15 protein-coding genes are annotated in these 14,126 nt (G+C 34.4%); 7 read left to right on the top strand and 8 right to left on the bottom strand.

Going from position 1 to position 14,126, the window contains the following annotated elements; all coding sequences use genetic code 11:
- The first annotated feature begins 42 nt into the window (after window positions 1-42).
- From ABWU24_RS03515 to ABWU24_RS03500, 4 genes are all read left to right on the top strand, one after another.
- Window positions 43-936: a hypothetical protein gene (locus tag ABWU24_RS03515; protein WP_341815560.1), complete on the top strand. Its 894-nt coding sequence runs from the start codon at window positions 43-45 to the stop codon at window positions 934-936.
- Between the two features lie 79 nt (window positions 937-1,015).
- A complete protein-coding gene (locus ABWU24_RS03510) occupies window positions 1,016-1,753 on the top strand; it encodes a hypothetical protein (protein WP_353274449.1) in 738 nt (245 codons plus the stop codon).
- 51 nt (window positions 1,754-1,804) lie between these two features.
- Window positions 1,805-2,810, top strand: a protein-coding gene (locus ABWU24_RS03505; protein WP_353274215.1) for an IS630 family transposase whose coding sequence is annotated in 2 segments (ribosomal slippage) — window positions 1,805-2,314 and window positions 2,316-2,810 — 1,005 coding nt in all. Because the reading frame shifts where the segments join, the coding sequence is not laid out codon by codon here.
- The gene (locus ABWU24_RS03500) at window positions 2,785-3,930 is read left to right on the top strand and encodes a hypothetical protein (protein WP_353274447.1); all 1,146 of its coding nucleotides are present in this window, start codon (window positions 2,785-2,787) and stop codon (window positions 3,928-3,930) included. The genes ABWU24_RS03505 and ABWU24_RS03500 overlap by 26 nt, the downstream gene beginning before the upstream one ends.
- Before the next feature lie 24 nt (window positions 3,931-3,954).
- Here ABWU24_RS03500 and ABWU24_RS03495 read toward each other — a convergent pair whose 3' ends face one another.
- The 5 genes from ABWU24_RS03495 to acpP all read right to left on the bottom strand — a co-directional run bounded on the left by ABWU24_RS03495 (window position 3,955) and on the right by acpP (window position 8,203).
- Window positions 3,955-4,119, bottom strand: coding sequence for a hypothetical protein (locus ABWU24_RS03495; RefSeq protein WP_353274445.1), 165 nt, complete (start codon window positions 4,117-4,119; stop codon window positions 3,955-3,957).
- Window positions 4,120-4,323: 204 nt separating this feature from the next.
- Window positions 4,324-5,157 (bottom strand): FAD-dependent thymidylate synthase, encoded by an 834-nt coding sequence (gene thyX / locus ABWU24_RS03490; RefSeq protein WP_341815556.1) that lies wholly within the window; start codon window positions 5,155-5,157, stop codon window positions 4,324-4,326.
- Window positions 5,150-6,436 carry a UDP-N-acetylglucosamine 1-carboxyvinyltransferase gene (gene murA / locus ABWU24_RS03485; RefSeq protein WP_341815555.1) on the bottom strand — a complete coding sequence of 429 codons (1,287 nt, stop codon included), beginning with the start codon at window positions 6,434-6,436 and terminating at the stop codon, window positions 5,150-5,152. Before murA ends, thyX begins: the two co-directional genes overlap by 8 nt.
- Before the next feature lie 228 nt (window positions 6,437-6,664).
- Entirely contained in the window at window positions 6,665-7,936 is a 1,272-nt protein-coding gene (gene fabF, locus ABWU24_RS03480; RefSeq protein ID WP_015588005.1) for a beta-ketoacyl-ACP synthase II, read from the bottom strand.
- Between the two features lie 6 nt (window positions 7,937-7,942).
- Entirely contained in the window at window positions 7,943-8,203 is a 261-nt protein-coding gene (gene acpP, locus ABWU24_RS03475; RefSeq protein WP_015588004.1) for an acyl carrier protein, read from the bottom strand.
- 127 nt (window positions 8,204-8,330) lie between these two features.
- Here acpP and ABWU24_RS03470 point away from each other — a divergent pair, with 127 nt between their 5' ends.
- A complete protein-coding gene (locus ABWU24_RS03470) occupies window positions 8,331-9,113 on the top strand; it encodes a polyprenyl synthetase family protein (RefSeq protein WP_341815554.1) in 783 nt (260 codons plus the stop codon).
- On the top strand, window positions 9,106-9,978 hold the full coding sequence (locus ABWU24_RS03465; RefSeq protein WP_353274443.1) for an FKBP-type peptidyl-prolyl cis-trans isomerase: 873 nt from the start codon (window positions 9,106-9,108) through the stop codon (window positions 9,976-9,978). Before ABWU24_RS03470 ends, ABWU24_RS03465 begins: the two co-directional genes overlap by 8 nt.
- Window positions 9,979-10,048: 70 nt before the next feature.
- Here ABWU24_RS03465 and hslU read toward each other — a convergent pair whose 3' ends face one another.
- Window positions 10,049-11,500 (bottom strand): ATP-dependent protease ATPase subunit HslU, encoded by a 1,452-nt coding sequence (gene hslU / locus ABWU24_RS03460; RefSeq protein WP_341815553.1) that lies wholly within the window; start codon window positions 11,498-11,500, stop codon window positions 10,049-10,051.
- A 1-nt stretch (window position 11,501) separates the two neighbouring features.
- Window positions 11,502-12,056 carry an ATP-dependent protease subunit HslV gene (hslV, locus tag ABWU24_RS03455; RefSeq protein WP_015588000.1) on the bottom strand — a complete coding sequence of 185 codons (555 nt, stop codon included), beginning with the start codon at window positions 12,054-12,056 and terminating at the stop codon, window positions 11,502-11,504.
- A gap of 79 nt (window positions 12,057-12,135) precedes the next feature.
- Between hslV and gshA the strand changes: the two genes are divergently transcribed.
- Window positions 12,136-13,290 (top strand): glutamate--cysteine ligase, encoded by a 1,155-nt coding sequence (gshA, locus tag ABWU24_RS03450; RefSeq protein WP_015587999.1) that lies wholly within the window; start codon window positions 12,136-12,138, stop codon window positions 13,288-13,290.
- 3 nt (window positions 13,291-13,293) lie between these two features.
- Here gshA and ABWU24_RS03445 read toward each other — a convergent pair whose 3' ends face one another.
- Entirely contained in the window at window positions 13,294-14,097 is an 804-nt protein-coding gene (locus ABWU24_RS03445; RefSeq protein ID WP_015587998.1) for a hypothetical protein, read from the bottom strand.
- Window positions 14,098-14,126: the final 29 nt, after the last annotated feature.

Genomic DNA, 14,126 nt, shown 5'->3' with positions numbered 1-14,126 from the left:
CAATTTATAATCATAAATATTGGAAATGTGAGGAAATTCTGTATGTTTAGCGATAAAATAGTCCTAGACTTTGAAATAGAAAAAGGTGACCGAATAGATCGGTGTTACTTCTCTACACGCATCAAACTTACAGATAAGAGCAAAAGTTTTCTATGTGAAAAGCTCGGTAAACCTAACAATTTAGATGATTACTTTAATCTTAATCCTGAGAATTTTTATATTTATTACAACAAATATAGTGGTCACTATGGTATAAATGAGCTATATGTCAGAGATGATAATGGTAGATATTTAGCTACTAAACTTCCACTTGATCAGAGCGGATTTTCCATAAAGTCATCATTCGATGAGGTGAATTATGGTTTTTATCCTCTCTATGCAATCTATAACCCTAATCAATATGACAAAAAGCAGGAAAAGAGCTTCGAAGATAACGGTGAATTGCAGCCACTTGTGTCAAGTGTATTGGATTACTTTCTAAATGGCTTAACCATTCAAGATATGTTTTTGCAAATACAAAATGAGCTTGTCGAAAAAGAAACAAAATTAGAAGAAGACAGAAGAAAAGCAGAGGAAGAATTAAATCAAAAGAATGAAAAGTTAAGAGAACTCATAGAAAATGATGAGATTAAAGTACTTAAAGTAATAAAAGGCCATAGTATTGGGAATGGACGTTCAGCAGCAATTTTACAGCTTAATGGTGATCTTGATGCAAGTAAATACTACATAGCAGAGTATGAAGGCAATGAATACTTACATTGCACGAGCTCTGGTTATGACATATTGCTTGACCAGAGCGATTTATTTTTTGTTCTGAATAGCAGCTCTTATCTTGAACTTGCAAGCGGTTTTTACTCAATACCTGCTGCTGGCAGCTATGCTAAATATCTCAATACTAAGAATCGGCTTTTCAGCGATATCTCAGCAGTTATGTAAAAATCAAGTAAGGGCTGAATCTATGGTTAACACATTGTTTCCAAGACTTATTTATAGTGAAAATTTTTAAGAGGTGAATATGAAGTTCAAAATAAATTCTGGATCTGACAAATCACAGACGTTGATTAAAAATTTATTTCCAAATACAGAGAGTATAGTAATAAATGATCAGCTTACGATAGAAGTAAAATATGGGGGATTAGCTAGTTATACCCCTGAGTATATAAAACAAACTGTAAAAGATGCTTACGGAGCCTGGTCTGATAATTTCTATTCACAAAAAAGCGTTCATTCTGGTCCAGTAAAATTGCAGCTTTATGTGCTGAAAAATTACGATGATTACAAAGCTCACATCAAGGAACTTTCAGGTGGTAAGGACCATAGAGAATTATGGGGTGGTGGAACAGTAAGAGCACACGAAGCTGACGGCACGATAGCAAAGACTTTTATTGTTGGAGATGTAAATGGCTTACTTTGTGCAAAATCTAAAATTTTAATGGAAAAAATGAGCGATGCATTTCTTGAGTACTCTACCGGTAATATGGATACAGTACCTGAAGTTTTACGTACCGGTATGAAGCTTTTCATGTGGAGCTATGATGCAGCTAAAAAAGAAAGCACTCGCGATATGCATTATACAAAAGAAGCATACAATAAAATGCAGGAATCTGGTCATGATACACCATATAAAATAGCAAGTATGTCTAATGACTATAGAATGTCAGATTGCTTAGTGACATTCCTACAAGAAAAACATCCTCAATTCATAAAGCAATTACTTACTGATACCAATTCCCACTATATAAAGAACAGATAGACAATAATGGGAAAGAAGTGATACTAAAGTAGATAAAATAGAGAGGTATAAATGGCATTAAGGTCAAAACTATTAGACGAAAAAGTTGTAAATTTGGCGAAAGAAATGTTAAAAAAGGTCAGAAATAACGCATATGTTTCAAAAAAGTTACAAGCGGTGATAGCAGGAAAAGAAAGTAGTATAAGCGCTGTGGCAAGAATATGTAAAATTTCAAGGACTGCTTTGACTGAATGGATAAAGCATCTAAAATTTGGTAGAGTAGAAAGATTATTTTCCCCGTCTCAGCGGCGAAGAAAAAGCAAATTAAACAAAAATCAACGTGAGCAAATTGAAATATGGGTAGAAAGAAATCCAAATATTACTATTAAGGAAGTGCAAATAAAAATCTCAGAGGAATTTGGCCTAAACATTAGCAAATCAACAGTGCACCGTGAGATACAAAGGATGAAGTTTTCTTACATAACACCGAGGCCAATTCACCATAAACAAGATAAAAACAAGCAAGAAGAGTTTAAAAAATACTTCAATAAAATAGTCAATTCCCACCCTGAAAAGGAGGTATTTTTTTGATGAATCACGATTTGGAACTCATTCAAAAATCGGACACGGATGGTTTAAAAAAGGGGTCAGAACACAGGTTAAAATGAAAATTGGTAGACAAAATTTCTATATCTACAGTGCGGTAAATCCAAGAAGTGGTAAGAAAATTAGCCTACTTGCTCCATATGTAAACACTGATTGTATGAATATATTTCTGGAGCAGATGTCGAAAGATTTAGGCACGAAAGAAGCCTTTCTTGTAATGGATTGTGCAAGTTGGCATAGATCAAAAAGTTTGAAAATTCAGGAAAACATTACCATCATATACTTGCCTCCTTATTCACCGGAACTGAATCCTGTTGAAAGGTTGTGGCAATATATCAAATACAATACTTTACGCAATAGTATCTACGATACCATAGGTTTACTTGAAGATGTTTTGTGTAATTTTATTGTCAATATTTCCAGTACTACTATTAAACGAGTTTGTAATGTTTCTTATTTGTTCGGTCAGTAATGGATTTTGGTATGACAAGAAAAACGCTAAAATTAGAGTGTTTTCTAAAACTAAAGATGGAGAAGTTGAAAAAACACTTTCAAAACAGGAAATTGCGGAGTTTTTAAATAAATTTGCCAACAGAGGAAAGCATAAAACTGCTATCAGTAAAAATGTAGAACAAGGTATAATTAAAGATATAGAAGGTATACATAGAGAAAATGATAGATATGTATATAAAGCACCAGATTTATCAGCTGAAGAACAATATAATAAATTATTTGAAAGTGAGCAAGCTATTCAATTTGATTTGAATGCTTTTATGTCAGAGAATATATCTAAAATTGCACAATTAAAAAATAGATTTGAAGAAATTTTAGATTTTGATCCCGAAGAAGGGTTATGTCACTCATTAAATTACTTTATTACCTTTATAAGATTAGAGAATAGGAAAGATTTTGTTCAATTCCTCGAGTCTGGTAATATTATATCTGAACAAGATTTTATGGACTATATTGATGGAAGAAAAGAACAAACGATTGAGTTATTAATGATGCAGTTTTTATCGCAATTCTTACCTATTATTGATGTTCAGAGTATTAAAAGGCGAGAAGGAGCTCTATTTTATTTTGATGAGAAAATGCATGAGCAATGGTGTGATGGTTTATCTTCAACAAAAGTATGGATAGATACTGACCAAGAACAAATCAAACGTGTCTTAAATGATGTGGAGATAGGATGCTACTTAGAATTTAATTCTTTTTATCTTGCTAATAATGGAGCGGATTTCAAGGATGCTGGACATTCTATGTTGTTGTATAAAGCAGAGAGTGATAAATACATATTTTTTGACCCTAGTAAAGGAGCGGTTGGCTTTTGTCCTAATACAGGAGCTGCTAATTTTACATTAGAGGAAGTTAGTAGGGCAATAGAACTTGCTGTAAACCATTATTCATATAATATGTATGTTGAAAATTCTCCAGATTATTGCGAAATTTGTATTACGCTTAGAAATGCAACACTAATGTTAAAGAAAGCTGAAAAGCTTTATGAAACAATGGAAAGAACAAATTCAAGAATAATTGATATATCAGTTGATAAAGGTATGAATAAATTGTTGCTCACACCTGCAAGTCTGTGAAAGGACATAACTTGATCTTAAGGACTAGATTCCAGTATCAAGTACTGACCATCTACTATGTAATTTACTTTCAAAAATAAATGTTCCAGTGGTTTCATCTTCTGTCATGCCAGTGTTTCCCTCTCCTCTCATCCCAGTGTTTCCTTCTCTTGTCATCCCAGTGCTCCGACACTGGGATCCAGTGTTCATATAATCTCATCACAAACGTTTATTTTAATTTAAGACCAATACCCAATTTAGAATCAAAATTCCTGGATTCCAGTGTCAAGCACTGGAATGACATCATCTACTATGCAAATTACCAAAATGTTTGTACAGCTGTGACTGGTTTGGGTTTTGTACAGCTATCCTGCAAACGCTATGTAAATAACAACTATACATTTATCTTCAAGATTATTTACCAAGTATAGACATCAGCTCATTCCATTCTCTTTTACCAATGCCACTTTCTTCTCTCGTAACATTTTCTCCTTTTATTAGCTTGCGAATTATTTCAAGACCAGTTTTTGAAATGCAGGCTGATTTTAGCGAGTATTCAACAAAAGCATTATAGGCCAGCGGGACCCATTTCTTTACTATGTCCAACATAACTTCTGCATAGACTCTAATTTCATATTGGGCGTGCTGATCAGCTCTAAGCCTTAAAAAGTGAAAAAGGTTATGTAAATCTATTTTCCAATAAAACTGAGTATAGTAATTAAGTGTTAGATTAGTTCGGGCAATTTCCCTTGCAAGGCCCTGTTCAATAAATTTCTCATAATGAGAATATACTAAATGAGAATCATTTATTAGAGAATCTATTATTTCTTTTGAAGTACTTGAGTCAAAAGCTTCACCGCTGCCTTGTTTATTATTATCAGATTGTTTTGCAACCTGTTCTGGTATATAAAATTCATTATCAAGTATCGAATACCTTCCGGAATATTCATTCACATTTGCAGTTCTGTGTCTTATCCACTGTCTTGCAATAAAAATTGGAAGTTTCACGTGAAACTTAATTTCACACATTTCAAATGGAGTTGTATGATGATGCCTCATCAAATACTTTATAAGCGCTTCATCTTGATTTATCTGTTTTGTTCCTTTTCCATAAGAAACACGAGCAGCTTGAACTATGGCGCTATCAGAGCCCATATAATCAATCACTCGAACAAATCCATGATCTAACACCTTATGTTCTTCGTATAGAATTTCATCTATCTCTTTTACTGTAGTTCGCTTATTCATAACATGTCCTCAAGGAAATATCGGCTCCACACGAATTGAGTTTTTCGTCCATTGCTTCATAGCCTCTCCATAAATGATGTGAGTTATTTATTATAGTTTCTCCTTTAGCCACCAAAGAAGCAAGAATTAAAGCTGCGGTTGATCTTAAGTCATTAGCATGCAGATTAGCTCCAGATAGACTCTTTGTTCCACTTATAGTAGCTTTACTTTTTTCGATGCTGATATTAGCACCTAATTTTCTTAACTCATTCGCATGTGCAAATCTACTTTCAAAAACATTCTCTTCAATGATTGATATTCCATCTGCAATGCACATAGCAGACATTAGTTGTGGTTGCATATCGCTGGGAAAGTCGGGGTATGGATTTGTTGTAACGTGAATAGATTTAATAGAGCCATTTTTTCTAGAAATAATCATACCATCGTCACATAACTCAACTCCGGCTCCTATAGTCTTCAATTCATTTGCAATACATTCCATATCAGACAAATTTACTCCTTCTAACTTTAGCTCGCCGCCGGTAATGACAGCAGCCAGAGCATAAGTACCGGCCTCTATGCGATCTGGTATTATTTTATGCTCACACCCATTTAATGCTTCAACACCTTCTATTGTGATTTTTGTATTATTAACTTCAATATTGGCACCCATACTCTTCAGAAATTCTATTAAATCAAGAACTTCCGGCTCAATTGCAGCATTGTTTATTATTGTTACTCCCTCTGCAAGTGTTGCTGCCATTATTATATTTTCTGTTGCACCAACACTCACTTTTTCAAATGTTATTTCTTTGCCTTGCAATTTCCCCTTTGTTGTTGCAGTTATATTACAGCTATCAATTTCAATTTTAGCTCCCATTGCTTCAAGTGCCTTAATATGAATGTCAACAGGACGTTTTCCAATATTACATCCACCAGGAAATACTGTTGAAACTCTACCAAATCTGCTGAGCATTGGACCTAGCATTAAAAAAGATGCTCGCAGTCTGCTTGCAATTTCATGTGATATTAAATAGTTATTGATATTGCTACAGTCAATTTCCAAAGTGTGATTTGCTTTATAGTCTTTATTGCATATAAAATTTACTTCTGCACCAAGACTCTTAAGCAGCTCAGACATCAAATTCACATCAATTAAATCAGGTACGTTATGCAAAGTTATTGAAGAATTACTAAACAAGCTTGCCGCCATTATTGGCAAGACGGCATTCTTTGAACCATTAATCTTGATTTTTCCAATTAAGGGCTTATGGTTACTTCTTACTAATATTTTATGCATTTAATCAAGCGATAGAACTTATCAAGTAAGTATAATAGGTTAGCGGTAAAAGACAAAATTTTGCTTTTTCTTCTTCTGTCATTCGAGTAGCTGACACTGGGATCCATTTCTTCATCATCATCAAAATGTTATATTTCAACATTACTTTTATGCTGACCAATTTAACTGGACTCCAGTTTCAGCTACTCGAATAACATTTTCGTAGTCGATTCAAAATAGCATAATTAACTACACCTTTCCAAAGATGAGAGACGCGTTGGTACCACCAAAACCAAATGAATTAGAAAGCGCATATTGAATTTTATGCTCTTGAGCTTTAAGTGGTACAAAATTTAAATCACACCCTTCTGAAGGTTTGTGTAGGTTTAAAGTTGGTGGAACAATTCCATTGTTTAATGCAAGGATACTAAATATTGCTTCAACACTTCCTGCGGCACCAAGTAAATGTCCTATAGAAGATTTAGTCGAGGAAACAGGTATTTTATAGGCATAGTCACCGAATAACTGCTTCATTGCTATTACTTCAACTTTATCCCCAAGTGTTGTTGAAGTTCCATGTGCATTGATATACCCAATTTGACTTGGGCTTACTTGTGCACTCCTTAAAGCAAGTTCCATTGCCTTAAGTGCGCCTCTTCCTTCTGGATGTGGTGCTGTGATGTGGTGCGCATCTCCTGTGAGTCCATATCCAGTGAGTTCTGCATATATTTTTGCTTCCCTTTTTTTTGCGTGTTCATATTCTTCCAGAACTAATATACCTGCCCCTTCGCCCATGACAAATCCATCGCGTTCTTCGTCCCATGGCCTTGAGGCCTCTTCAGGCTTATCATTGAATTTAGTTGATAGCGCCTTCATCGATGCAAAACCTGCAATTCCAACTCTGCATAACGCACTTTCTGCTCCGCCTGCAATCATAATGTCAGCTTCACCGAGTTTTATAGCTCTTGCTGAGTTTATAATCGCATGCGCACCTGTTGCACATGCAGTTACCGCTGAGTCATTTGGACCTATAAATTCGTATTTAATAGAAATATGACCAGATATCAAATTTATTAGACTTGCAGGAACAAAAAATGGGCTAACACGTCTAGGCCCCTTCTCCTGCATGGTAATTACATTTTCCTGAATTGATGGAAGACCACCTATACCAGAACCAATAGCTACACCTATTCGCTCTTTATTAATATTTTTATTTTCCAAAATTAGTGAATCTTCTACTGCCTGAACAGCTGCTGCAATTCCGTAGTGAATAAAACGATCTGTTCTTTTTAGGTCTTTTTCAAAAATATAATCTGGTGGATTAAAATAATGCTCAATGTTATCGGATTGCACAGGCACCTGCCCTGCAACCTGACAAGCAAGATCAGAAGAGTCGAACCTATCTGTATTGATTGCTTTGATGCCAGATTTACCTTCTTTCAGCTTTGACCAGGTGTTATTAACATCTGCTGCTAGTGGAGTAATTAAGCCAACACCGGTAACTACTACTCTTCTGCTCATTCAACATCAATTGTTTGCTTTGTTTACTACATATTCAACTATCTGTTCCATAGTTTCCATTTTTTGCGCATCTTCATCAGGAATCTCTATACCAAATTCTTCTTCAGCTGCCATGATTATTTCAACTGCATCTAAACTATCTGTGCCATGGTCTGAAAGCTTTGAAGAACTACCAAATCCCTCTACATCCTTACTGATGTGCTCTAGTATAATCTTCTTTACTTTTTCTTCTATATCTTCCCTAGTGCTTTTTGCCAATTCGTTCATTTCTTACTAAAAAATAACCTATTCTCTGATGTTATAAGAAATTTTGATGTTTGCAATAGCTTTTATGATTATATAAACTATTAAAAACTTCCTATCTCATAGCACTCGATAGTTAATAGATTTAAAAATGCTAGACGAAACAACAAAAAATTTGCTTGTTGTAGAAGTGAATAAGCTCTTACCTGAAAATAGTGAGAATAAACTTATATCAGCTATGCGTTATGTGCTTCTTGCTCCTGCAAAACATATACGTTCTTTTTTAGTTATAGCATCTTCGTCGATATTCAACATAAAGGTTGAAAAAGCAATAACAACAGCAGCAGCAATTGAATTTATTCATGCTTACTCCCTAATTCACGATGATCTGCCATGTATGGATAACAGTGATACCCGCAGAGGCCAGCCAAGCTGCCACAAAAAATTTGGTGAAGCAACAGCAGTACTGGCCGGAGATGCATTACTTACCCTGGCTTTTGAGATATTATCTGTGTTAAATTGTGAGATCATAAAAGTGCTCTCTCAAGCAACAGGAATGAAGGGAATGGTGGGAGGGCAGATTTTAGATATAGGTGCAGATTTTGACAAAATAAAAGAAATTCATTTGATGAAAACTGCAAAACTATTTGCAGCTTCATGTGAAATAGGGGCTATAATAGGAGGCGCTACAGACAAGGAGCGGGAAGCATTATATAACTATGGAATAAATCTAGGGCTTATTTTTCAAGCCAAAGATGATATCGAAGATTATGAGCAAGATAAAACAAACAATTTAATGTCCGTGCTTGGAAAAAATGAAATGGAAAACTATATAGATAGTCTCTTTAAACAGGCCTCAGATAATTTAAGTACGCTTTCAGGGAATACTAATGACTTATATGATTTATTGAATCAAGTAAAGAAGGATGGTTAGAAAAATTATATTACAAATGTTTATCTCTGTAGTAATGATTCTCACTTTAGCTTCTGCTTTTATAATTACGATTGTTTATATAAACAAAGATAAACCAGAGAAAAGGGAAAAGCTTTACGAAATAAATGCTACACATGGTGGTTTGACACAGATGATAGCAAGTTATTTGGTCAGGCCGATACTTGAATCAGCTCTTGATCGTTATATTGAAAAGCATGGGTTAGCAGAATACTTAGAAGAAATAACACAGCAAAAAGAAGAAGAGATGATAAACTTTTATGAAATTACTGAAGGCAGTGGCAGTAAAGTTTTCTGTGGCCAAGAAGTTCTGCTACAAATGTACAAAGTCTCCAACAACCTAGCAACGCTACTTCCGACTGATGTCAATTTGAAAATAGGTCAGGATTACTTAAAAGAAGTGAATTTAGGGGTAATAGGTATGAAAGAAGGCGGAGAGCGTGTAGTTACTATTGCTGCTGATGACAACAAAATGAGTTTTAACTCTTATTACATCAAACTGATTGAAGTAAAAGATAAATATCCCGATTCAGTAAATAACCTGATGATTTTTAATAATTTAATTAACAAAACTGGAAAACGAGTAAAATGTGGCGATGAGATATCAGTTCAATATAGCATAAAGAGACATAATGGTGAGTATATAATCAAAGATCAAATAGTGCAGTTTAAGGTTGGTGACAAAAAAACACCACTTGCTATAGAGCTTGGAGTTGTGGGAATGAGAGCTGGTAATAAAAGAACAGTTCTTTCTCCACCTGACCTTTTAACTGATGTATTAACAAAAGACATAGATTTTGATATTGCAATAATTGATTTAAGCTTGAATTCTACTATTGAAAAATAGCTTAAAGAATTACGAAGTAAGAAAAAATAAAACCTCTTGAATGCTCTATATTACTTAAAGTAGGCTTCCTCTAAAGTATAAATTTAGATAAATCAAGCTGCTTTGAAATTGACTCTAGTTTATCTCTTACATATTTGCTATCTATAACAAATTTTTCACTATTTTTTTCAGAAGCGATAAAACTTATTTCATCCAAAAGCTTCTCCATGACAGTATGAAGTCTTCTTGCACCTATATTTTCCACTTCTCTATTAACTGTAAATGCTATTTCAGCTATAGTCTCTATACCATCATCAGTAAACTCAAGTGTTACATTTTCCGTTTTCATTAACGCTATATACTGTTTTAACAAACTAGATTCTGGTTCCTTTAATATTTTTATTAGATCCTCTTGAGTAAGCGCCTTAAGTTCCACTCTAATTGGCAATCTACCCTGTAATTCTGGTAAAAGATCAGATGGCTTAGATAAATGAAAAGCACCAGATGCAATAAATAATATATAGTCTGTTTTTACGGGGCCATACTTAGTTGAAACAGTTGTTCCCTCAAGTAATGGTAACAGATCGCGCTGCACTCCTTCTCTGTTGACTTCACCTTTTATTTCTGTACGTGCTGCAATTTTATCTATTTCATCTAAAAACACTATGCCTTCATTGCTAACAAGATCAATCGCTTCTTTAATTATCTTGTCTTCATCCATTAACCTTTCGCTTTCTTCATTAATCAATATTTCACGTGCTTCTTTCACTTTAACTGTAATAGTTTTTGTTTTTTTGCTCCCATTAAACATCTTGCCCACGATTTCTGTTACGTTCATCACACCAATTTGCCCACCTGGCATACCAGGTATATCAAAAGTGGGTAGCATACCCTTGCTCTCCCTGACGTTAATAGAAACTTCTCCATCTTCAAATTCCTTATTTCTCAGTCTTTCTCTGAAAACTTTTTTGCTTTCCTCGGTTGCATCTTCACCAACCATGGAGTTGACTATTATCTTTTCAGCCAAACCTAAAGCTTTTTTAGTTAAGGCTTTACGTGCTTTTTCCTTAACTAAAACTATTGCTGCGTCAACTAAATCACGTATTATCGAGTCAACATCACGTCCAACATATCCTATTTCAGTAAATTTCGTTGCTTCAACTTTTATAAAAGGTGCACCAGCAAGCTTTGCTAAACGGCGAGCTATTTCAGTTTTACCAACTCCCGTATGGCCTATCATGAGTATATTCTTAGGTATAATCTCTTCACGTAGTGGAAGTGGGACTTTATTTCGACGCCAACGATTTCTGAGTGCAATAGCAACAGCGCGCTTTGCATCATTCTGCCCGATTATAAATCTGTCTAATTCTTTAACTATCTTCTGTGGTGGTAGATCATCTAATAAAGCTTGTGAGCTTTGAATGCTGCTACTTCCTGTACCTTCATTTTCATAGAGGCTATTTTTCTCATTACAGTCATCATTATTATCAAATTGACCTACTACAGGTTGACCAGAAGAATTGGTACACAAAGTTCTTGACATATTACTCCTTTATTTTTTCAATAATTAGATTATGGTTTGTATAAACACATATATCGGCAGCTATCTTCATAGCCTTTTTTGCAATCTCCTCTATTGATATTCCTTCAACGTCAATCAAAGCTTTTGCTGCAGATAAAGCAAAATTTCCTCCAGAGCCAATGGCTGCAATGCCATCCTCAGGTTCAAGAACATCACCCGTTCCTGTAATGACCAATGAAATGGACTTGTCTGCCACGATCATCATAGCTTCTAATTTTCTTAGATATTTATCCATTCTCCAGTCTTTTGCAAGTTCAACACATGCCCTCATTAACTGTCCTGGGTGCTTATCAAGTTTAGATTCTAGCCTTTCGAAGAGAGTAAATGCATCAGCTGTTGCTCCAGCAAAACCGGCAATTACGGAGTCACCAGAAAGACGCCTAACTTTTTTTGCTCCAGATTTTATAACGGTATGGCCTAGCGAGACTTGCCCATCACCTATTACTACTACATTTTTGTCTCTTCTAATTGACAGTATAGTAGTACCATACATTTTACTGCTGTCATGATTAATCATTTTTTGTTATTTTAATTCGTTATATTATATAGATTATAACTTATAATATAGTACTTTTCTTATAACATTTAAAGTGTAGATGCAAAACATAATTCATCCAAATCTGGAAAAAGATATAAATAATTGGTTTGAGGCAAAATTTAACGGCCTTACATTGCCATTTTATAGCTCTATAGATCTTAGAAACTCCAGCTACAAAATTGCTCCAGTAGACGCTAATTTATTTCCTGCAGGTTTCAACAATCTGAGCGAGGTATCGAGAGTAACAGCAGCAAAATTGATAAAAAGCTACTTCGAAACAAAACAATATAAGAAAGCCCTTATAATACCGGAAAATTACACACGAAATAAAATGTATATAGAAAATGTATTTGCCATAGAAAAGGTGCTTCAACTTGCAGGTTTCGAAACTAAAATTGGTCTCTTTCACAGTGAAGCATATAATTTAATAGAATTATATGAGACTATTGTAAAAGAAAATTCTTTGTTAAAGACAACTTCAGGATTTGTACCCGATGTTATTATACTGAATAGAGATATGACAAGCCACATTCCAGATATTCTCAAAAATGTAAAACAAGAGATAATACCGAGCCCACTGTATGGTTGGCACAGTAGACAGAAATTTAAGTATTTTGAAATTTATCAAAAATTAGCGTCCGAATTTTGTAGCGGGTTTAAAATAGACTCATGGCTCATTTCTGCACTTACAGAAAATTGTAATGAAGTAGATTTTAATGATGATTCATCACTAAAAGCAATAGCGGTTAAAGTTGATCAAGTATTGTCTCTAATACAAAGTAAATATCAGGAATATAAAATAAAAACACAACCTTACGTTTTTATCAAAGCAAGCAATGGCACATACGGAATGGGTATCATAACAGTGACAAGTGGTGAAGAAGTGTTAAACCTCAACAAAAAAAAGCGCAGTAAAATGAAAAAGGTAAAGGAAGGTATAGAAGTAAGTAGTGTTATTATACAAGAAGGTGTACCAACTATCGATGTATTTAAGTGCAGTCCTGCAGAACCGCTGATATACTATGTAGGGAATACGCCTGCGTGCTACTTATATCGATGCAATAATAGAAAAGATACATATTCTAGCTTGAATTCCACTGACTGTGAATTTTATGACATCAGCCAAGAAAATAAAACTCTGCCACTTTGGAACATTGTTAGCAAATTAGCAGTATTAGCATTGGCAGTAGAAATAAAATCTTTTCACCTCTAATCCTTACATTCCCACAGCGTTGCCATCGGGCAGATCATTACCATCATTACCGGGCTGAGTATGGTGAGCATGATAGAGTCCAGTAGAAGGATCAGTGCCATTACTAGGTTGATTAACAAACTTATCGATGTTTGATATCAAGTATGCTATGCTTAATATTAAGCTAACTGTTATGCTTAAGTTGAAGTTATAGATTATGCCACCACCCAAGTCTATCGGTATAGTTGCAATTTCCATTCTCTTTAATGTAAAGCTTAATAAGCCTAATGACAAGGTTATCGTGCTGAAAATAACATCTTTTCTACATTCAGCAGATTTTTCAGGATTCTTATTATCCAGATACTTCTTCCATGTATAATAATAGCTTATAAATTCTGAAAATAGAAACAGAACTGCTGATGTTAAGCTAATATAACTTATTATATCTTTATTGTTCCCAGCTAGGAAATGAATGATTTTTGTCTGCATCAATATTCCTATTGTACAATTTGCCAAGAAGGCTAAGCTACCTATAACCTGTGCTGGTTTTTTAGGCTCACCTTTATCGTCCTGAGATTTATATCCAGCTAACTTGAGTCCAGAATGAAGAATGAGTAATGTTGATGTTGGTAATTTTATGAACTTGGCAATATCTAATATAGTACAAATATTGGATCTGTTGTTATCAATAAACTCGCAACAGAATTGCAATGAAATTTTACACAATATGCCTGTTAAACCTACTGCAATACAATACATCTTTCTAATATCATGATTGTGAGCATCATGTATACTGTGTATAAATGTATTTGGCTTACCTTTTGGCATAAGTAGATAATAAAATAATAACTTTTTAA

Origin of the sequence: Wolbachia endosymbiont (group B) of Hofmannophila pseudospretella (assembly GCF_964028515.1) — a bacterium.
In the GTDB taxonomy this organism is placed as follows: Bacteria; Pseudomonadota; Alphaproteobacteria; order Rickettsiales; family Anaplasmataceae; genus Wolbachia.
The sequence above is the reverse complement of the archived record's forward strand: the minus strand, read 5'-3'. Positions and strand labels throughout refer to the sequence as shown.

What these genes read in the sequence shown, in the direction of transcription:
- ABWU24_RS03515 (WP_341815560.1), top strand. Translation starts at nt 43, where the DNA reads ATGTTTAGCGATAAAATAGTCCTAGACTTTGAAATAGAAAAAGGTGAC.
- ABWU24_RS03510 (WP_353274449.1), top strand. Translation starts at nt 1,016, where the DNA reads ATGAAGTTCAAAATAAATTCTGGATCTGACAAATCACAGACGTTGATT.
- ABWU24_RS03500 (WP_353274447.1), top strand. Translation starts at nt 2,785, where the DNA reads ATGTTTCTTATTTGTTCGGTCAGTAATGGATTTTGGTATGACAAGAAA.
- ABWU24_RS03495 (WP_353274445.1), bottom strand. Translation starts at nt 4,119, where the DNA reads ATGAACACTGGATCCCAGTGTCGGAGCACTGGGATGACAAGAGAAGGA.
- thyX (WP_341815556.1), bottom strand. Translation starts at nt 5,157, where the DNA reads ATGAATAAGCGAACTACAGTAAAAGAGATAGATGAAATTCTATACGAA.
- murA (WP_341815555.1), bottom strand. Translation starts at nt 6,436, where the DNA reads ATGCATAAAATATTAGTAAGAAGTAACCATAAGCCCTTAATTGGAAAA.
- fabF (WP_015588005.1), bottom strand. Translation starts at nt 7,936, where the DNA reads ATGAGCAGAAGAGTAGTAGTTACCGGTGTTGGCTTAATTACTCCACTA.
- acpP (WP_015588004.1), bottom strand. Translation starts at nt 8,203, where the DNA reads ATGAACGAATTGGCAAAAAGCACTAGGGAAGATATAGAAGAAAAAGTA.
- ABWU24_RS03470 (WP_341815554.1), top strand. Translation starts at nt 8,331, where the DNA reads ATGCTAGACGAAACAACAAAAAATTTGCTTGTTGTAGAAGTGAATAAG.
- ABWU24_RS03465 (WP_353274443.1), top strand. Translation starts at nt 9,106, where the DNA reads ATGGTTAGAAAAATTATATTACAAATGTTTATCTCTGTAGTAATGATT.
- hslU (WP_341815553.1), bottom strand. Translation starts at nt 11,500, where the DNA reads ATGTCAAGAACTTTGTGTACCAATTCTTCTGGTCAACCTGTAGTAGGT.
- hslV (WP_015588000.1), bottom strand. Translation starts at nt 12,056, where the DNA reads ATGATTAATCATGACAGCAGTAAAATGTATGGTACTACTATACTGTCA.
- gshA (WP_015587999.1), top strand. Translation starts at nt 12,136, where the DNA reads ATGCAAAACATAATTCATCCAAATCTGGAAAAAGATATAAATAATTGG.
- ABWU24_RS03445 (WP_015587998.1), bottom strand. Translation starts at nt 14,097, where the DNA reads ATGCCAAAAGGTAAGCCAAATACATTTATACACAGTATACATGATGCT.